Annotated in this window: 19 protein-coding genes; 1 reads left to right on the top strand and 18 read right to left on the bottom strand. The window is 68.6% G+C overall.

The window, feature by feature from the left end; translation table 11 throughout:
- Window positions 1–52: 52 nt before the first annotated feature.
- The gene (locus tag ASF41_RS09675) at window positions 53–562 is read right to left on the bottom strand and encodes a ferritin-like domain-containing protein (RefSeq protein ID WP_056222947.1); all 510 of its coding nucleotides are present in this window, start codon (window positions 560–562) and stop codon (window positions 53–55) included.
- A 181-nt stretch (window positions 563–743) separates the two neighbouring features.
- Window positions 744–944 carry a hypothetical protein gene (locus tag ASF41_RS09670; protein WP_056222462.1) on the bottom strand — a complete coding sequence of 67 codons (201 nt, stop codon included), beginning with the start codon at window positions 942–944 and terminating at the stop codon, window positions 744–746.
- A 568-nt stretch (window positions 945–1,512) separates the two neighbouring features.
- Here ASF41_RS09670 and ASF41_RS09665 point away from each other — a divergent pair.
- Window positions 1,513–1,743 carry a hypothetical protein gene (locus ASF41_RS09665; protein WP_056492751.1) on the top strand — a complete coding sequence of 77 codons (231 nt, stop codon included), beginning with the start codon at window positions 1,513–1,515 and terminating at the stop codon, window positions 1,741–1,743.
- 27 nt (window positions 1,744–1,770) lie between these two features.
- Here ASF41_RS09665 and ASF41_RS09660 read toward each other — a convergent pair whose 3' ends face one another.
- The 16 genes from ASF41_RS09660 to ASF41_RS09595 all read right to left on the bottom strand — a co-directional run bounded on the left by ASF41_RS09660 (window position 1,771) and on the right by ASF41_RS09595 (window position 18,960).
- Complete coding sequence (locus ASF41_RS09660; protein WP_056492747.1) at window positions 1,771–2,235, bottom strand: PTS sugar transporter subunit IIA; 465 nt, start codon at window positions 2,233–2,235, stop codon at window positions 1,771–1,773.
- The gene (locus tag ASF41_RS09655; protein ID WP_056222453.1) at window positions 2,232–2,933 is read right to left on the bottom strand and encodes a response regulator; all 702 of its coding nucleotides are present in this window, start codon (window positions 2,931–2,933) and stop codon (window positions 2,232–2,234) included. Before ASF41_RS09655 ends, ASF41_RS09660 begins: the two co-directional genes overlap by 4 nt.
- On the bottom strand, window positions 2,930–5,665 hold the full coding sequence (locus ASF41_RS09650; RefSeq protein WP_056492744.1) for a sensor histidine kinase KdpD: 2,736 nt from the start codon (window positions 5,663–5,665) through the stop codon (window positions 2,930–2,932). The genes ASF41_RS09655 and ASF41_RS09650 overlap by 4 nt, the downstream gene beginning before the upstream one ends.
- Window positions 5,666–5,701: 36 nt before the next feature.
- Window positions 5,702–6,307: a K(+)-transporting ATPase subunit C gene (locus ASF41_RS09645; protein ID WP_056492741.1), complete on the bottom strand. Its 606-nt coding sequence runs from the start codon at window positions 6,305–6,307 to the stop codon at window positions 5,702–5,704.
- Between the two features lie 32 nt (window positions 6,308–6,339).
- Window positions 6,340–8,430: a potassium-transporting ATPase subunit KdpB gene (kdpB, locus tag ASF41_RS09640; protein WP_056492738.1), complete on the bottom strand. Its 2,091-nt coding sequence runs from the start codon at window positions 8,428–8,430 to the stop codon at window positions 6,340–6,342.
- A gap of 62 nt (window positions 8,431–8,492) precedes the next feature.
- The gene (locus ASF41_RS23665) at window positions 8,493–8,696 is read right to left on the bottom strand and encodes a hypothetical protein (RefSeq protein WP_056222440.1); all 204 of its coding nucleotides are present in this window, start codon (window positions 8,694–8,696) and stop codon (window positions 8,493–8,495) included.
- Between the two features lie 3 nt (window positions 8,697–8,699).
- Entirely contained in the window at window positions 8,700–10,415 is a 1,716-nt protein-coding gene (gene kdpA, locus ASF41_RS09635) for a potassium-transporting ATPase subunit KdpA (RefSeq protein ID WP_056492736.1), read from the bottom strand.
- A 35-nt stretch (window positions 10,416–10,450) separates the two neighbouring features.
- A complete protein-coding gene (locus ASF41_RS09630; protein ID WP_036267122.1) occupies window positions 10,451–10,540 on the bottom strand; it encodes a K(+)-transporting ATPase subunit F in 90 nt (29 codons plus the stop codon).
- Window positions 10,541–10,565: 25 nt separating this feature from the next.
- On the bottom strand, window positions 10,566–10,691 hold the full coding sequence (locus ASF41_RS26445; protein WP_274534757.1) for a hypothetical protein: 126 nt from the start codon (window positions 10,689–10,691) through the stop codon (window positions 10,566–10,568).
- Between the two features lie 259 nt (window positions 10,692–10,950).
- Window positions 10,951–12,228, bottom strand: coding sequence for an amidohydrolase family protein (locus ASF41_RS09625; protein ID WP_056492734.1), 1,278 nt, complete (start codon window positions 12,226–12,228; stop codon window positions 10,951–10,953).
- Window positions 12,229–12,590: 362 nt separating this feature from the next.
- Window positions 12,591–13,262 carry a metallophosphoesterase family protein gene (locus tag ASF41_RS09620; protein WP_056492731.1) on the bottom strand — a complete coding sequence of 224 codons (672 nt, stop codon included), beginning with the start codon at window positions 13,260–13,262 and terminating at the stop codon, window positions 12,591–12,593.
- A 139-nt stretch (window positions 13,263–13,401) separates the two neighbouring features.
- Window positions 13,402–14,364, bottom strand: coding sequence for a type II secretion system F family protein (locus ASF41_RS09615; protein ID WP_056222428.1), 963 nt, complete (start codon window positions 14,362–14,364; stop codon window positions 13,402–13,404).
- 65 nt (window positions 14,365–14,429) lie between these two features.
- Complete coding sequence (locus tag ASF41_RS09610; RefSeq protein ID WP_056274451.1) at window positions 14,430–15,398, bottom strand: type II secretion system F family protein; 969 nt, start codon at window positions 15,396–15,398, stop codon at window positions 14,430–14,432.
- Window positions 15,395–16,849, bottom strand: a complete 1,455-nt coding sequence (locus tag ASF41_RS09605; protein WP_056222422.1) for a CpaF family protein — start codon at window positions 16,847–16,849, stop codon at window positions 15,395–15,397. The genes ASF41_RS09610 and ASF41_RS09605 overlap by 4 nt, the downstream gene beginning before the upstream one ends.
- 45 nt (window positions 16,850–16,894) lie before the next feature.
- A complete protein-coding gene (locus tag ASF41_RS09600) occupies window positions 16,895–18,139 on the bottom strand; it encodes an AAA family ATPase (protein ID WP_056222418.1) in 1,245 nt (414 codons plus the stop codon).
- Window positions 18,140–18,225: 86 nt separating this feature from the next.
- The gene (locus ASF41_RS09595) at window positions 18,226–18,960 is read right to left on the bottom strand and encodes a CpaD family pilus assembly protein (RefSeq protein ID WP_056492727.1); all 735 of its coding nucleotides are present in this window, start codon (window positions 18,958–18,960) and stop codon (window positions 18,226–18,228) included.
- Window positions 18,961–18,989 lie beyond the last annotated feature (29 nt).

Raw genomic sequence — 18,989 nt, 5'->3', positions numbered from 1 at the left:
CACAGACGAGCGACTGTGCAGGGCAACCGACTGGGCCGGGTAATTTGCGAGATCAGCGGTCCGCCTTGTCCCCGGCCAGGGTCAGTTCGATGTAGCGCAGGGTGGTCGGACGCACGAGGTCGCGTACCTTGCGCGCCATCGCCTCTTCTTCCCGCAGGGATTGCTGGAATCCCGTAAGCGCCGTCTGCTCTCCGGCGGCCTCCGCAATGGCGAGGAGCGACTCGTAGGCCGCGATCTCGAAGTTCTCGAAGGCATGGTTCGCGAAAGCGTTCTTCAGGATCTCGTCCTGGGCGGGCATATGCCCGAGCGCCATCATGTTTCCGACGAAGCCGAGCACACCCTCCTTGAGGCTCGAGGGACTTTCGGAAAGGCTGTGCAGGGCTTCCTCCAGGCGGGTCCGCTGACCGTGCGTCTCCTCGATATGACGGCGCAGGGCCGCCTCCATCTCGGGGTAGCGCTGCAAGCGCTCGACCTGCCGCTCCATGATCTGAAGCGCCTGCATCTCGAGTGCATGCGTGTTCTTCAGAGCCGTGACATAGATTTCGCGCGTCTCAATAGCCACGTTTCTCGTCTCCTGATCGGTAGCGAAGGCGTTCGCCGTCGTTACGAGAAGATCTCCATCGCGGCTCATGTTCCGGCGCAACCTGCGACATCTGTGGGTGCCGCCGCCGCGACATGCCAGCATCGAGGAGCGCCACGGTCGCAAACCGCTGACCCGCATCGACGTGGAGATGTGGCCACGCTCAGCCTCGCTGCAGCCGCTCCAGTTCCGCCTCCGCGGCCAGCGCCCGCGCCTTCCACGCATCGCGCTCGGCCTCGGTGGCGCGCGCCGCGGTCTCGGCACGCTGAGCGCGCGCCGCCTGGGTCGCGGCCAGGGCCTGAGCCCGTTCGCGGGCGCGGGTCTCGCCCGCCATCTGCACCTTCAGGTCGCGGGGCGTGGCCATCGCGGCATTCCTTCATTCCGGTCCGTGGGGCTGCCTTCCCGCGCCGGTGCGCCGGGGTCAAGGTCCGCGCGGCTAGCAGCGCAATCTCAGACGGTCCTCGAGAAGGTAGACCCGGCCCAACAGGAGTCGGCGTCGGCCCGGGAGATCCCGAGGATCAGCCCCTCCGCCGCAAAAAGGCACCGCAACAGAAGCCGCCCGAGACCCGGCCGGTCACGCTCGCCCCCGTCGCAGGCGAGCGAGGCCGATCGCAGCATGGCGAGCCCCCCGACTCAGAGACCGGATCCCCTTAGGACGGTTCGGGAGCATGAGGCGCTTCAGGCGAAGGGGGCCTGTCGTCTCGGGACCAGCGGCACATCCGAGGTGCTGTCCCGTCGCCGCATCGTGCGCGAGCCGGCCAGCCCCGCAAACCACATCGGCCATCCGGGGCCGGCGCGGCTGCGAGGGGGCCAGGGGATCCTGATGCGACCCTTATGAAACGACGCCTCGTTGCCGCTCGAACCCTCACGCGCCGCGACGCAAATTCCTCCTGCGATCCGACACCGGGATCGTGCGAACCCACGAGCCATCCATGCCCCGTCCCCGTCCGGTCACGCCCGTCAGCCCGATCTTGGGCCCCGACACGCCACGCTTCGTCATCGGCCAAGACGGGCGGGGGTGCTGGGTGGCCATCGAAGTCCATGGCCGGGCCGGCGGCCTGTTCCGCACCTGCCAGGCCGCGCTGCACTACGCGGTGGAGACGACGGCGCATCGACCGAATGCCGTCAGGATCGCGGCGGAGCGCGTCGAACTTCGGATTTGAGGGAGCGAACGGCGTTCGGACTGGCTCTCAACCGCCGGCCCCGAGCCCATTCCGGCGCAGGGCAGCATGCAATCCCGGCACGTCACGGGCGGTGCGCAGGGCCACCGCGACGTCCGGATCGCGCAGCCGCCGGGCGATGCAGGCCAGCGCAGTCACCGAGACGTCCCGGGGGTCCGCCGGCAGGAGCAGGAGCGCGACGAGGTCCACGGGACACCCATCAATGGCCTCGAAGTCGAGGGGATCGCGCAGGCGGGCCAGGAGCCCGAAGGGTCGGTCCAGGCCGTCGAGGCGCGCATGCGGCAGGGCGATGCCGTCGCCGATCCCGGTGGAGCCGAGGCTCTCGCGCGCCGCCAGGGCCGCGCGGATCGGCGCCGCCTCGCGCCCGAGGGCGAGCGCCGCCCGGCGCGCCAGGTCGTCGAGGAGCGCCGCCTTCCCGGCCGTTCGCAGACCGCAGATGACGCGGTCTGCGGGCAAGAGATCGTCGACGGTCATCGGATTGGTCCGCCCCCATCGTCGGGCGCGCGCAGGCGGTAGCCGACGCCGGTCTCGGTGAGGAGGATCCGAGGGCGCTCGGGATCGGCCTCGAGCTTCTGACGGAGTTGGCGCATGTAGACCCGGAGATATTGCGGGTCGGACGAGGTCGAGACCGCGTTCATCAGCTGGGCGTGGGTCAGGGCCTTTCCGGCATGCTGTACCAGGACCCGCAGGAAATCGTATTCCCGCGGCGTCAGCTTCACCTCCGCGCCGCGGACGCGGACGATGCGGCGCACGAGGTCCACGCTGAGGCCGTCGATCTCGAACAGGGCGCGCTCGCCCTGGACCGCCAGCTGATGACGCAGGGCCGCCCGCAGGCGTGCCAGGAGTTCACCCATGCCGAAGGGCTTGGTGACGTAGTCGTCTGCGCCGAGGTCGAGGGCCTCGACCTTGCCCGGCTCGTCGTCGCGGCTCGACAGGACCACCACCGGGAGGTCGCGATGATCCTCGCGGATGCGACGAAGAAGATCATGCCCGCGCATATCCGGCAGGCCGAGGTCCAGAATGATCAGGTCGATCGTCTCGCGGGCCAGGATCTCAAGAGCGACGCGCGCGTTCGGCGCCTCGAAGATCGTGTAGCCCTGCGTTGCCAGCCCCATTCGCAGGAGTTTGCGGATGGGCGGCTCGTCATCGACCACGAGAACGGCGGGGCTCATGCGGCGAGGTCCGAGGCGGTGGCGCTCGTGGCGGGCACCGGGAAGAGGAGGGTGAAGACGGCGCCGCTGCGGTCTTGCCGGTTGCCCGCCGTGAGCGTCCCGCCCATCGCCTCCACGAAGCCACGGGCGATGGCGAGGCCGAGTCCGGTCCCGGCCCGCACGCTGTCGCCCTTCCGAGCGCGATAGAACTTGTCGAACACCCGCTCCCGCTCCGCCTCCGGCAGGCCGTCGCCGGCGTCGATGACCTGAAGGCGGACCTGGGACGGCCCGCCGGGCGGGCCGGAGACGATCTGCGCCGTCACCGTGACGGTCGAGCCGTCCGGGGCGTACTTCGCAGCGTTGTCGAGGAGGTTGACCAGGACCTGTTCGAACAGGACCGGGTCGAGGCGAAGGGCCGGGAGATCCGGTGCGAGGTCCAGCACGACTTGGTGCTCGGCCAGGATCGCGCCCAGGCGGCGCAGGGCGGTGTCGACGATCTCCGCCACGTCCTGTGCGGTCAGGTTCGCCGCGACCGCGCCGGCCTCGAGCCGGGTCATGTCGAGGAGATTGACGATGAACCGGTTCAGCCGCTCGGATTCGGCGATGATCGTCGCCAGAAGGTCGCCTTTCGCCTCCCGGCCGAGATCGGCGTCGAGGTCGCGCAGGGTCGTGGCGGCCCCGAGAACCGAGGACAGGGGTGTCCGCAGGTCATGGGAGATCGAAGTCAGCAGGGCCTGGCGCAACCGGTCGGTCTCGGCATCGCGTTCCGCCCGCGCCAGATCCTCCACGAGGCGGACCCGCTCGATGGCGAGGGCGCCCATGTCGGCGAGGGCATCGAACAGCCGTCGATCCTCGGGCGTGAGGATCGGTCCGCTGCCGTCCGCGTCGAGACCGATCACCCCGATGGGGCCGCGACCTGTTCGCGTCGGTATGAAAATACGACGGGCACCCGGAAGCGTATCGGCCCCGCGTCCCGCCGGCCGATCGTTCGCGAAAGCCCACTGCGCCGCGGCAAGATCCGCCGCGTCGAGGCGGTCCTCGGGGGGATACCCGGCCCGGACCGTCACCGTGTCGCCCTCGGGCAGCAGCAGTACGACCCGTACATGCAGCATCGCGGCGATCTGCGCGGACGTCGCCCAGAGAACGTCGTCGAGGGTTCCGCAGGCGGAAAGCTTGCGGCTGAAGCCGTAGAGACGCTCCGTCGCCCGCGCCCGGCGCTGGCTGACCACCGCCACCGCCCGAGCCCGGGCGGCGAGGTTCGAGACCAGCACGGCAACCAGGGTGAACAGCAGGAACGCGGCCACGTTGGTCGGGTCGGCGATGGTCAGCGTGTAGACCGGCGGCAGGAAGAAGAAGTTGTAGGCCAGCGACGCGGCGACCACGGCGGACAGCGCCGGCCCCAGGCCGAAGCGCGCCGCGACCGCCACCACCGCGGTGAGCAGGAACAGGTCTGCGTTCTCAACCCCGAGGTAGGGCTGCAGCCCGAGGGCAAGGCCGAGGCCGGCGAGGATGGCCAGGGCGGCGAAACCGTAGCCGGCGCCGTCGACGGCGGGTCGGACCGGGGCCGTCGCCACCCTCTTGGGGGAGACGGGCGCTGGCAACGTCTCACCGGGCACGACGTGGATGCTGATGGCGCCGCTGCGGCGCACGAGATCGTGGACCACCGAGCCGTTGAAGAGTTCGAACAGCCAGGACCGCGTCGCCTTGCCGACGACGATGTGATTGACGTTGGCGCCCCGGGCATAGGCCAGGAGGTCGTCGGCGACGCGCCGGCTCCCCGGCAGGGTCACGGCGTCGCCGCCCAGCCGATCGGCGAGGCGCAGGGCGTCGGCGACCCGATCGCGGTCCGCTTCGCTGAGGCCGAGGCTCCGCGCGCCCTCCACCGTGACGGCAGTCCACGGCGCGTGCAAGCGATCGGCCAGACGCTTGGTGTAACGGACGAGGCCGGCTGAGCGCGGATCCTCGCTCACGCAGACCATGACCCGCTCCCCGGCACTCCAGGGTCCCGCGATAGCATGAGCCTGCATGTGGCTGAGGAGTTCGTCGTCGACCCGATCGGCGGTCCGCCGCAGGGCGAGTTCGCGCAGAGCGGTCAGGTTGCCGCGGGAAAAGTAGTGGCGTAGGGCACGCTCCGCATTGGCGGGCACGTAGACCTTGCCGGCCTTCAGGCGCTCGATCAGGTCGTCGGGATTAAGGTCGACCACCTCGATGTCGTCGGCCCGGTCGAGGATGCCGTCCGGCACCGTCTCGCGCACCCGGATGCGCGTGATCTGCGCGACGACATCGTTCAGACTCTCGACGTGCTGAATGTTGAGGGTCGTGTGCACGTCGATGCCGGCGGCGAGCAATTCCTCGACATCCTGGTAGCGCTTGGGATGGCGCGAGCCCGGCGCATTCGTGTGGGCGAGTTCGTCGACTAGCGCCAGGGCCGGACGCCGCGCCAGCAGGGCGTCGAGGTCCATCTCCTCGATGACGCTGTCATGGTAGGGGACCCGCCGGCGCGGAACGACCTCGAAGCCCTCGATCAGGACCTCGGTCTCGCTGCGGCCGTGGGTCTCCACGACGCCGATCACCACGTCGGTCCCGGCCTTGAGGCGAGCCCGGCCGATCGTGAGCATCTCGTAGGTTTTGCCGACCCCGGGAGCTGCGCCGAGGAAGACCTTGAGGCGGCCCCGTCCCGTCTCGTCCCGGCGCGCGCGGTCGAGCAAGGCCTCCGGCGAGGGACGCTGGCGCTCGCGGACATCCTCACTCATGGAAAGTCCCTCATCCCACGTGTCCTCCGGCGCGGATTATTGCCGGAGGCGCGCGTCCAAAGCGAGGTTCAGCGCCAGGACATTCACGCGCGGCTCGCCGAGGACCCCGAAGGTCCGGCCTTCGACCTGCGCGGCGACGAGGTCGCGCACCCGGTCCTCGCTGACACCTCGCGCACGGGCCACGCGTGCCACCTGGAACAGGGCAGCCTCGGGGGACAGGTCGGGATCGAGCCCGGAACCGCTGGCGGTGACGAGATCCACCGGCACCGTCGCGCCGGGGTTCTCGGCCCTCAGGGCGTCGAGGTCGCCCTTCACGCGCTCGGCCAGGGCAGCGCTGGTCGGTCCAAGGTTGGAGCCGGCCGAGTTGGAGGCGTTGTAGGGCGACGGCACGGTCTTGGCTGCATCGGCCGGATCGGTGGCCACCGTCGCCGAGGGGCGCCCGTGGAAGTAGCGCGGGCTGGTGAAGGATTGGCCGATCAGGCTGGAGCCGATAATCGTGCCGTCGCGACGGATCAGGCTGCCGGCGGCCTTGGCGGGGAAGATCGCCGCGGCGAGGCCGGTCATGGTCAGGGGATAGGCGAGGCCGGTGATCGCCGTCAGTACGACGAAGAGGGCGAGAGCGGGACGCAGGGAGGCGAGCATGGAGACAACTCTGGTTCGGACAGGAAGGGGGGTCAGGCGAGGTGCAGAGCGTTCACGGCGAGGTCGATCACCTTGATGCCAACGAACGGCACCAGGATGCCGCCGAGGCCGTAGATCAGCAGGTTGCGCCGCAGGAGCGCGGCGGCTCCCACCGCCCGATACGAGACGCCTCGGAGGGCGAGCGGGATCAGCGCCACGATGATCAGTGCATTGAAAATGATCGCCGACAGGATCGCGCTCTGGGGCGAAGCGAGCCCCATAACGTTCAGGGCCTGAAGCTGCGGGTAGAGCGTCAGGAACATCGCCGGGATGATGGCGAAATACTTCGCCACGTCGTTGGCGATGGAGAACGTGGTTAGGGCCCCGCGGGTCATCAGGAGCTGCTTGCCGATCCCGACGATCTCGATGAGCTTGGTCGGGTCTGAATCGAGATCGACCATGTTCCCGGCCTCACGCGCCGCCACCGTGCCGGTGTTCATGGCGACGCCGACATCGGCCTGGGCCAGGGCGGGCGCGTCGTTGGTGCCGTCGCCGCACATGGCCACGAGCTTGCCGTCCGCCTGCTCCCGCCGGATCAGCGCGAGCTTATCCTCCGGCGTGGCCTGCGCCAGGAAATCGTCGACGCCGGCCTCGGCCGCGATAGCCGCCGCAGTCATGGGGTTGTCGCCGGTAATCATCACCGTGCGGATGCCCATGCGGCGAAGTTCGGCGAAGCGCTCGCGGATGCCACCCTTCACGATGTCCTTCAGGAACACGACGCCGAGGAGCTGCCCGTCGCGGGCGACCGCCAGGGGCGTGCCGCCGGCCTTCGCGATGGTCTCCGCGATAGCCCTGATCTCTACCACAGCCTGCGAGTCCTCGACCGGTCGATAGGCGAGCGCCGCATTCGCGCCGCGGGACGCGATCGGCTGTACTCCCAGAGAGGCGATCACCGCCTCGACCGCACCCTTGCGGATCGACCGTCCGTCGAGGTCGACCCCGGACATCCGCGACTGGGCCGTGAACGGCACGAAGGTGACGTTCAGGCCCGCCATGTCGCGGGCTCGGATGCCGTAGCGGTCCTTGGCCAGCACCACGATCGAGCGGCCCTCGGGCGTCTCGTCGGCAAGCGAGGCGAGTTGTGCCGCGTCGGCGAGATCGTGCTCGTCCACCCCGCCGACCGGCCGGAACTCGGTCGCCTGACGGTTGCCGAGGGTGATGGTGCCGGTTTTGTCGAGCAGGAGGGTATCGACGTCACCGGCGGCCTCAACCGCGCGGCCCGACATGGCGAGGACGTTGAAGCGAACGAGGCGATCCATGCCGGCGATGCCGATGGCCGACAGGAGCGCACCGATGGTGGTTGGGATAAGAGTCACGAACAGGGCGACGAGGACGATCAGGGGGATCGCCCCGCCGGCGTAGTTCGCAAAGCTCGGGATCGAGGCGACCGCGAACACGAAGACGAGGGTCAGGCCGGCGAGCAGGATGTTGAGGGCGATCTCGTTCGGGGTCTTCTGGCGGGACGCGCCCTCAACAAGAGCGATCATGCGGTCGACGAAGGTCGAGCCGGCCGCTGCCGTGATGCGGACCCGGATCGCGTCGGACAGGACCTGGGTTCCGCCCGTCACCGCCGACCGGTCCCCGCCGGATTCCCGGATCACCGGTGCGGACTCGCCGGTGATGGCCGCCTCGTTGACGGAGGCGACGCCCGCGATGACCTCACCGTCGGACGGGATCAGGTCGCCAGCCTCCACCAGCACCACGTCGCCGACCTTCAGGGCGGTCCCGGGCACCGAGTCCCAGGCATCGCCCGGACCGGTGAGGCGCTTGGCGGTCATCTCGGTGCGGGTCCGGCGCAGGCTGTCGGCCTGCGCCTTGCCGCGGCCCTCGGCCAAGGCCTCGGCGAAGTTGGCGAAGATCAGCGTGAACCAGAGCCAGAGGATGATCTGGCCGGAGAAGCCGAGCCCGGACGCGCCGGTCGCGAGATCGCGGACGAACAGGACGGTGGTCAAGACCGCGACGACCTCGACCACGAACATCACGGGATTGCGGATCATGATCCGGGGATCGAGCTTGCGGATCGAGCCGACGAGTGCCGGGCCGACGAGGGCGGCGCTGAAGAGGGACGTGGAGGAGCGAGACATGATGGGGGGGTCCACGAAGGGGCGCGGGACGGCCGGGCGCGACGCGCCGGGTCCGTGGCTGGTCAGGGTGCGAGGGCACGGCGCGTGAACTCGGCGGCGAGCACCAGGGCGAGGGCGCCCAGGAGGGTGACACCGAGCACCGCCAGGATCAGGTCCGAGAGCCGGGGCGGCCGGGCCCCGGGAATTGGGTGAGGCTGGCGGGTACCGGATCGGAGCCCGTGAAGGTGGTGGCGCCGGACCCGGCGCGGTGGAAGGGCGGGGCGCACCGCTCAGCCGCCCGTCGCGAAGCTCAGGCCTGCGGTGCCCGCCAGGTGCTCGACGATCGGGCCGAGAGCCAGGGACGGGAAGAACGTCAGGCCGCCGACGATCAGGATCACGCCGACCAGCATGCCGATGAACAGCCCGCCATGGGTCGGCAGGGTTCCGGCGGAAGCCGGCACGGTCTTCTTGGCGGCGAGGGCGCCTGCGATGGCGAGGGCGGGGATGATCACGAAGAACCGCCCCACCAGCATGCCGATCGCCAGCGTCGTGTTGTAGAACGGCGTGTTGCCGCTGAGGCCGCCGAAGGCCGAGCCGTTGTTGGCCGCGGCGGACGTGAAGGCGTAGAGGATCTCCGAGAATCCGTGCGGCCCGGCATTGGCGGGGCCGGCGAGGCCGGCGGCCACCACGGTGGCGAGGCCGGTGAATCCCAGCATCATCAGAGGCAGGCACAGGATGGCGAGCATGGCCATCTTCACCTCCCGCGCCTCGATCTTCTTGCCGAGATACTCGGGGGTCCGGCCGACCATGAGCCCGGCGACGAAGATCGCCACGATGACGAAGACGAGCATGCCGTAGAGGCCGGCGCCGACGCCGCCGACGATGATCTCGCCGAGCTGCATGTTGATCATCGGGATCAGGCCGCCGAGGGCGGTGAAGCTGTCGTGCATCGCGTTGACCGCGCCGCAGGAGGCGGCGGTGGTCACCACCGCGAACAGCGCCGAGGCGACGATGCCGAAGCGTAGCTCCTTGCCCTCCATGTTGCCGCCCGCGAGCCCGAGCCCATTCAGCACGGAGCTGCCCGCGGCCTCGCTGGCGTACGTGACGAGGACGCCGGCGAGAAACAGCACGCCCATGGCGCCGAGAATCGCCCAACCCTGCCGCTCGTCGCCGATCATGCGGCCGAAGACGTTGGTCATCGCCGCGCCGAGGACGAAGATCGAGACGATCTGGATGAAGTTGGACAGCGCGGTCGGGTTCTCGAAGGGATGAGCCGCGTTGGCGTTGAAGAACCCCCCGCCGTTGGTGCCGAGCATCTTGATCGCGACTTGGCTCGCCACGGGCCCGATTGCGATCGTCTGGGTGGCGCCTTCGAGCGTCGTGGCCTCGATGGAGGCGCCCAGGGTCTGGGGGATGCCCTGTGAGACCAGGAACAGGGTGTAGACCACGCAGATCGGCAGCAGCACGTAGAGGGTGCAGCGGGTCAGATCGACCCAGAACGAGCCAACCGTCCGGGCCGAAGCTCGCGCGAAGCCCCGAACGAGAGCGACCGCGAGGGCAATGCCGGTGGCGGCCGAGAGGAAGTTCTGGTGGGTCAGCCCAAGCATCTGCGACAGGTAGGAGAGGGTGCTCTCGCCGCCGTAGTTCTGCCAGTTGGTATTCGTCACGAAGCTCGCCGCAGTGTTGAAGGCGAGATCCGGCGCCACGGCCCCTTGTCCGGCCGGGTTCAGAGGCAGGACGTCCTGCAGGCGCAGGAGCCCGTAGAGCATGGCGAAGCCGAGGGCGTGGAACGTCAGCATGGCGAGCCCGTAGCTGAGCCAGCTCTGCTCGCCCCGTGCGTCGATGCCGGCCAGGCGATAGAGGCCGGTCTCGACGGGCCGGAGAACGGGCGAGAGAAGCGTACGCTCGCCTTGGAACACGCGGGTCATGTACCCGCCGAGCGGCCTGACGAGCGCCAGCACGATCGCGCAGAACAGCGCGACCTGAATCCAGCCGTTGATGGTCATGGAGGTGGTCCTTGGGAATTCGTCCGGAGGGCGCGTCAGAACCGCTCGGGGCGCACGAGGGCGTAGGTGAGGTAGCCGAGCAGTCCCAGGGTCACGAGGGCGCCGAGGGTGAGGTCGAGGGTCATGAGGGGGATGCTCCCGTCAGCGCGCTCAGAGGCGTTCGCACAGCAGGGCGTACCCGGCGGCGAGACCGAAGAAGGCGAGTCCTGTGGCCAGGAAGGCGATGTCGAGCATGAGGGGTCCGATCCTGTGCGGCGGATCGGCCCGGGTCGTCACGACCGATCACGCTCGCCCGGAGCATGGACGGGAACCGCATTAGGGTTCGAGTGAGCGCGCCGCGCGATTTTATAAGGATGACATGAGGATCGGAGCGCGCGGCGTCGGCGGCTCGAACCCTCGCGAACGGGTCGCTGCCGAGCCGCTGGTATACACGAGGGTCGTCGTCGAGGTCGCGCCGAAAACCCGTCCCCGTCGGCGGCGTTTCATATCCCGCGCCGCTCCCGCGCGGGATGAACAGCGAAATGGCCGGTCGGCCTCACCGAACGGAGAAGGGCAGCTGATACGGGCGTCCGAACGGGACGCCGTTGTTCACGGTCTGGACGGGCGAGAGGAAGCCCGTTCCGTCGCGGCGGTTGTTGCGGGTGTCGACCATGGAGAGCGGCCGCTCGACCCATTCCATCACCGAGACGTCACCCGGCGCACCGACCTGCAGCGTCCCGAGCTTCGCGTCCCGGTCGATCACCCGGGCGGGTGCCGCGGTCGCCATCGCGATGACCTGTTCCAGGCTGAAGCCCAGGGGCAGGAACTTGCTCATCACCAGGGGCAGGAACGGCATACCCGCCGTATTGCCGGAGACGACGTGCAGATCCGACGAGATCGTATCGGGCGGAGCTCCCTGCGCGATGGCCGCCTCCGCCACGGTGAAATCGAAGGAACCGCCACCGTGGCCGATGTCGAACACGACGCTGCGCTGCTTTGCGGCCAGGGCCGCCGGGAGGAGCTTGCCATCCTGGACGATGTTGGTGAACTGCCCAGCCATGTTGGGCGCGCCCGAGTAGCAGTGCGTGAGGATGTCGCCCGGCCGCAGCAGGTCGAGGATGCGGCTCATCAGGTCGGCAGTCTCGACGCCGCCGATATGCGCCATCACCTTGGCGGGTCGTCCCGATAGCTCACAGGCCTGAATCGCCCGGCGCAGGGGCTCGGCGCCATGCTTGAAGATGACGTTCTCCGACATTCGCACCTTGGCGCCGAGGACGAAGTCCGGGTTCTCCGCGATGGCCAGCGCGCAGGCGTCCACCTGGGCGTTGTCGATGGTGTAGAGTTCCGCGACGGGGAAGGCCGACAGTCCGTGATTGGCGATGTGGACGAAGGCGAACATCCGCGTCCGGGTCTGCGCGGCGATGTGCCGGCGCAGGGCGGCGATGGTGTTGGCGCCCGCGTCTCCGGCGGAGACCACCGTCGTCACGCCGGAGAACGGGACCGTCTCATCGGCCGGGATGCCGATCGCCGAGCCATAGGGAAAGGTGTGGGCATGGAGGTCGACGAGGCCGGGCAGCACGAGCTTGCCGGTAGCGTCGATCGTCTGCTTGGCCCGATTCGTCGGCAGATCCGCCGCGAGGGCGGCGATCCGTCCGTGACGGATACCGATGTCGCGCTTTCCGCGCAGGGACTGGCTCGGATCGATCACCTCGCCACCCCGTATCACGAGGTCGAAAGGACCGCCCGGGTCCGGTTCCGCCGAGGCCCCGGTCGTGGCCACGAGGCTCGTCGCGGCCGCCCCAGCGAGCCACGCCCGGCGGGTCACCGCGTCCATGTGGTCGCTCCGTGGAGGCGGTGGCAGGGCTGGGCACGCGGAGGGCGGGACCGCCGATGCCGGTCCTGTGGGGCGGGCGGCGCTTGGCACCACGACATCGCTTCTGATCCCTGACCGCGGCGCTCGTTGATTGGCTCCGACGCTCAGGATGCTAGAGGCTGCCGGGCACGGTCGGCAATGCTTTTCGAAGATGGGCGTGCGTCGACGGCGGGAAATGGGTGGGGCGAGGTTCGTCCCCTGGACGACCGGCACGCGTTCCGCAGACACCACATCCCAATGACGGGTCGCTGAAGCGCGAGCCGCCGCACGAACACTTCAACAACTCTTTGGGCCGGTCCGATCCACAAACAAATTGCGTCAAACTAACCGTCGCGATCGACCTGCAGAAAATCGATCGGCGGCCCCTGCGTCTCATCGAAGACGCCGGCCGTGAGGCACCGGCCGTAGACGCATCCAGTGTCGAGGTTGGTGCGGTAGGGTTGCCGGTCGGGCATCCCCTCCAGTTGCGGCGTGTGTCCGTGAACCACGTGCTTCCCGAAGTCGAAGGCCGTGCCGAGAAACGGCTCTCGGATCCAGAGGCGGTTCCACAGATCGGGATCGACGCCGGTTCGCCCGGGGCGAAAGCCGGCATGGACGAAGTAGTGCGCGGCGTCCTCATGGACGGTGGGGAGGTATGAGAGCCAGGTCAGCACGTCGGGCGGAAACGCTTCCGGGCCGGTGATTCCAAAGGAGCGGAGGGTCTGCCGGCCGCCGTTGCTCAGCCAGGTGGAGGCTCCGTGCGGGTCGCGATAGGCCTCCAGCATCATCTGCTCGTGGTTGCCCATCAGGCAGGTGAGGGCACTCGGAGCGTCGCGCTGAAGGTGCCTGAGAATCTCGATCACCCGGGCGCTCTCGGGACCCCGATCCACGTAGTCGCCCAGGCAGACGATGCGGGCCGGACGCCCGGCCCGGTGCAGGTTGATCTGTTCCAACAGACGGAGCAACGCATCGGCGCAGCCGTGAATATCGCCGATCGCGTAGGTGAGGACGTTCATGCGAAGTCCGGTGACAGCGTTGGGAGCATCCCCGTCGCATGGCAGGAAACGGATGCGCTGAACATCCTTGCGTTGGGCCGGCTCCGGAGCCAACGCCGCGTTCAAGGGTCACGGGCCACGTGAATGTGAAGGCTGGGTCCTAACGGAAGATCTGGATCATCGCCGGGGTCAGGATGACGACGAAGAGTACCGGAAGGAAGAACAGGATCATCGGCACCGTCAGCTTCGGCGGCAGGGCGGCGGCCTTCTTCTCCGCCTCGTTCATCCGCATGTCGCGGCTTTCCTGGGACAGTACGCGCAAGGCCTGGCCGACGGGCGTTCCGTAGCGCTCGGCCTGGATCAGTGCCGTCGTCACCGCCTTGATCTGATCGAGACCGATGCGGTTGGCGAGGTTTTCGAAGGCGATGCGCCGATCCGGCAGGTAGGAGAGCTCGGCGGTCAGGACCGCGAGTTCCTCGGCGAGCACGATGGATTGCCCGACCACCTCGGTGCTGACGCGCCGGAACGCGTGTTCGACGGACATGCCGGACTCGACGCAGATCAGCGTGAGGTCGAGGGCATCCGGCCAGGCGGCCCGGATCTCGGTCTGCCGCTTGCTGGCGCGGTTGTGGAGGTACAACTCCGGGGCCTTGATGCCGAACAGGAGCACGCCGATGACGATCATCGTGCGGATGGCAAACGGCTGATCCAGGACACCGAGCACGAAGAGGTAGAAGATCGCCACCAGAGCCAGAACGATCGGCGTCACCAGGCGGAAGAACAGGAATCCCGTCTCGGCCCCCGGCGACCGATAGCCCGCCATCATCAGCTGCTTGCGGGCGGTCTCCGTCCCGAGCCAACGGCTGAGGTTGAACTGCTCCACCACCCGTTTCATGTAGGCCTTGGGGGCGACCCGGAGCGTCGCCTTGGAGCTCATGCGCTCGCGTTCGCGGCGCCGGATCTCCTCCCGCTCCTCGCCGATCAGCTTCATGCGCTTCCCGAGGCGGTCGGGCTCCAGCATCGGCTGGAGCAGCGCGAAGGCGGTCGCAGCCGCCGCGATGGCGGCGAGGGCGGTGCCGAGGAAGCGCGGCTCGGTGACCTTGGCGGCGATGAGATCCAGCATGCGGTGTCTCCGTACGATCCGACCGGACGAGGATTCGAACTTGATACCGGGTAGGCATCGACGAATCAGACGTCGAAGCTGATCATCTTCTTCATCGTGAAGACCCCGAGCGACATCCAGATCGCGGAACACACCAGGGCAAGTTTCCCAATATCGGTCCGCCAGAGCAGGGAGATGTAATCCGGGCTCGACAGGTAGGTCAGGAGGGCGACGATGAAGGGAAGCGCCGCGATGATGCCGCCGGACGCCTTCGCCTCCATGCTCATCGCCTGGATCTTCCCGGCCATCTTCTTGCGTTCGCGCAGAACCCGGGACAGGTTGGCGAGGGCCTCGGACAGATTGCCGCCGGACTTGGCCTGGATGCTGATCACGATGGCGAAGAAGTTGACGTCCGACACGGGCACGCGCTCGTGCATCTTCATCAGGGCTTCGCCGAGGGACAGGCCGAGAGTCTGGGACTCGACCACCTGACGAAACTCGCTGCGGATCGGCTCCTCGGCCTCCCGCGAGATGATCCGGAAGCAGTCACCCACCGGGATACCCGCACGCACACCGCGGGTGATGATGTCGATCGCCGTCGGCAATTCGTTGATGAACGCCTTGATCCGCCGCTTGCGCAGATACGTGATGAGCCAGAGAGGCAGCCCGAAGCCGCCGGCGAAGACCGCGCCCAACCCCGCGAGGGGATTGCCGGTCGCGATCAGGATCACCAGGCCGAACACCACCGCCATCACTGCCGCAACGGCGAAATATTGCTTGCGCGACCAGGACAGGCCGGCGCGGGCCAGCTTCAGCTCCAGCGTGACCTTGGTGCCTTCGCGCTTCGCTTCGACGTCCTTGAGGCTCTTGGCGACCTGCTCGCGGCGATTGACGGTCGCGACCCGGTTTCCCGGTGCCGTCACGACGCTGACGGTGCGACGGCGTTCGGCGGACCGCTTCTCTCCCGAGAGGTAGGGAAAGACGAAGACGTAGGCGAGCCCCCCGGCCGTGAGCGCGAGGAGACCGGAGGCGAGGGCCAGGCCGCCGGCGTTCACAGCCCACTCCCGCCGGCACTGGCCGCATCGAGGGCCGCCGCGAGCGCTTCGTCCTCGCCGTAATAGCGCGCGCGCTCCCAGAACCGGGGGCGGCCAATACCCGTGGATCGATGGCGCCCGATGAGCTTGCCGTTCGCGTCCTCGCCGAGCACGTCGTACAGGAAGAGATCCTGGGTGATGATGACGTCGCCCTCGAGTCCCATCACCTCGGTGATGTGGGTGATCCGGCGCGACCCGTCGCGCAGGCGGGTGGCCTGCACGATGACGTCGATGGAGCCGCAGATCATTTCGCGCAGCGTCCGCGACGGCAGACTGAAACCGCCCATGGTGATCATCGACTCGATACGGGCCAAGGCTTCGCGCGGGGAGTTCGCGTGGAGCGTCCCCATCGAGCCGTCGTGACCGGTGTTCATGGCCTGCAGGAGATCGAAGGCCTCCGGGCCGCGGACCTCGCCGACGATGATCCGCTCGGGCCGCATGCGGAGGCAGTTCTTGACGAGGTCGCGCATGGTGACCTGCCCGGACCCCTCCATGTTGGGAGGCCGGGTTTCGAGGCGCACCACGTGCGCCTGCTGGAGCTGCAGTTCCGCCGCGTCCTCGCAGGTGATGATGCGCTCGTCGGCGTCGATGTAGCGGGTCAGGCAGTTCAGCAGCGTGGTCTTGCCGGATCCGGTGCCTCCCGAGATGACCACGTTGCAGCGCACGCGGCCGATGATCTGCAGGATGCGGGCGCCTTCCGGCGAGATCGCTCCGAAGGTCACCAACTGGTCGAGGGTCAGCTTGTCCTTCTTGAACTTGCGGATCGTCAGCACGGGCCCGTCGATGGCCAGCGGGGGCGCGATGATGTTGACGCGCGACCCGTCCGGAAGACGGGCGTCGCAGATCGGCGAGGCTTCGTCGACCCGCCGGCCGACCTGGCTCACGATCCGCTGGCAGATGTTCATCAGTTGCTGATTGTCGCGGAAGCGGACGTTGGTCAGCTGGATCTTGCCGCCGACTTCGATGAAGGCGCGGCTGGCGCCGTTCACCATGATGTCGGCGATGTCGTCGCGGGCCAGCAGCGGCTCCAGCGGGCCGTAGCCGAGCACGTCGTTGCAGATGTCGTCGAGCAGCTCTTCCTGCTCGGCGATCGACAGGACGATGTTCTTAAGGCCGATGATTTCCGAAACGATGTCGCGGATTTCCTCGCGCGCCGATTCCGCGTCGAGACGCGAAAGCTGGGACAGATCGATCGCCTCGATCAACGCCCCGAAGATCATGCTCTTGGTGCGGAAGTAGTCCTCGGACTTGGCCGACTCCGTGACGGGCGCGGGCTCGGGCCGGCGGGGCGCCTCCGCGCGGGGGCGCAGGGCGGAATCGTCGTGGACCGGCAGCGAAACTTCCGGCTTGTCGACCACGGCCGCCGGACGCGGCGCCTGCACCGCTGCGCTGCCGGATCGTCTACCGAACATGGTGCAGCCTCCTGGCGATCAGGTCACGGGGAGCAGGCCGGAGCATCACGACGCCTTGCGACGGGCGAGCTTGGAGAGCAGCGGCTCGAACAGATTCGGGCGCGCCCGGCGCAGTTCGGCGCGGCCGGTGATGGAGGCGGCGAGCGACGAATAGATCTCGGCCGCCTTCGCGTTGGCCTGCACCTCGCCGATCATCTGCCCGTTGTTGGCGGCGGTCCCAAACAGCGCGGCATCGAAGGGAATCGCGGCCGTGATCGTGGTGTCGAGGGACTTGGCGAACTCGGCCGCGGCGATCTCGGGACGCTTGGGCACCCCGACGCCGTTGAGGATGATGCGGGGCTTGCGATCATTCGGGCGGTTCTGCTGCAGAAGCGTCAGAAGATTCTTCGTGTTGCGCAGGGCGGCGAGCTCGGGACTCGCGACGATCAGGATCTCGTCCGCGCTGATCATGAGCCGTCGCGACCAGGCGGTCCACTGGTGCGGCACGTCGAGGACGACGCATGGCACGGCAGCCCGCAACAGGTCGAGCAGATGGTCGAAGGCCGGCTCGGCGAGATCGGTGGTGCGGTCCAGGGTGGCGGGGGCCGCGAGCAGGGAGAGATTGTCGCTGCACTTCGACAGGAGCCGGTCGAGGAGATTCGAATCCAGGCGATCCGGCGCGAACACAGCCTCCGCGATGCCCTGGGGCGGATCCTGATTGAAGTTCAGGCTCGCGGTCCCGAAGGCGATATCGAGGTCGGCGATGACCGTCGCGGTGTCCTGCTCCCGGCCGATCGTCCAGGCCAGGTTGTGCGCGAGAGTGGAGACGCCGACCCCCCCCTTCGCGCCGACGACGGCGACGGTGCGGCCGACCGGCTTGGCGCCCGGCGCCGTGAACAGGTCCGAAATCGCCTGGATGAGATCGATCGGGCGCACCGGCGCCATCAGGTACTCGCTGACGCCTCGCTGGATGAACTGCCGGTAGAGCGCGACGTCGTTGACATGCCCGATGACGACGACCTTCGTTCCCTCGTCGCAGACCTCGGCCAGCGAATCGAGGCATTCGAGCGGGCGCGACTTCGCCCCCTGGGTCTCGATGACGATGACGTTCGGCGTGGGCGCATGCCGATACGCTTCGACCGCCGCCGCGCCGCCGCCCATCTGAACCTTGATGTGCGCCTTCTGCAGGCGCCGGTCCGCGCCGGCCGACTCGATCAGCGCCGCGCTCTCCTGCGTCTCGCAGAACGCCTGAATCGTGATCCGCGGCACGGGAGCGATGATGCGCTCGGACGTCTCGTTCAGATCCGTCATGGAGGGAATTCCGGTTCAGGTTGCCGCCGATGCGGGAGCGAAGATGGGGCACGTCGCGGGCGAGACGGTGCGCCCGCCCGACGCGGTTATTGGGAGACCTGCGCCTTGATCGAGGTCTTCCCATCCTGACGCCATTCGATTGACGGATCCTTGCCGTCGCGGATCTTGCCGATGTCGTTCGTCCGCCGGATCGTATCGATCCGACCTTCCGGGCGGGCGCGGACGAGATCGACGGGATCCGCGATCTGCGCGGCGACGTTCGACTGCGTCGCGCAGCCGAAGTTCCAGTAGGCCTCGTTGCGACCGCTGAAGGCCGGATCTCCGACGCCCAGATCCTGGGGCCAGGTTCCGCACTGGCTCCCGCCCCTGGCCTCCATGCGCTGGAAGCTGAGCCGGAGGGGCGCCGCAAGGTTCGGATTGGCCACCGCATAACGGGCGACCACCACCTGGCGGTCGGAGACGCCGCCGTTCAGGCTCATGCGATGCAGGGCCGCGGCCGTCCGCTCCACCGCGGCCGCCGTCCGGGGCGTGCCGCCGGCGGGAACGTCGAGGGCCAGCGTCCCGCGCCCGTAGCGCCGGAATTCCAGCAGGAACGCGTCGACGTCGGCGGCCTGGCGCGGATCGAGATGGCCCGTGCCCGTGATGAACACGTCGAGGGTGCGCACGCCCTCGGCGAGGGCGAGGGGATGCCGCGCGCGGTAGTCGGCCGGATAGAGCGAGCCGGTGGTCACGACGGGATCGGCTCGGCAGGCTCCGAGCAGGGCGGCGACGCCGGCCACGGCCACGAGGGCCAGGGGGGTGCGGAGGGGAGAGGTGGACATCGGGGGAGGGTCCTGCTGAGGCCGGGGCC

This window comes from Methylobacterium sp. Leaf111 (genome assembly GCF_001423285.1).
Lineage (GTDB): Bacteria > Pseudomonadota > Alphaproteobacteria > Rhizobiales > Beijerinckiaceae > Methylobacterium.
The sequence above is the reverse complement of the archived record's forward strand: the minus strand, read 5'-3'. Positions and strand labels throughout refer to the sequence as shown.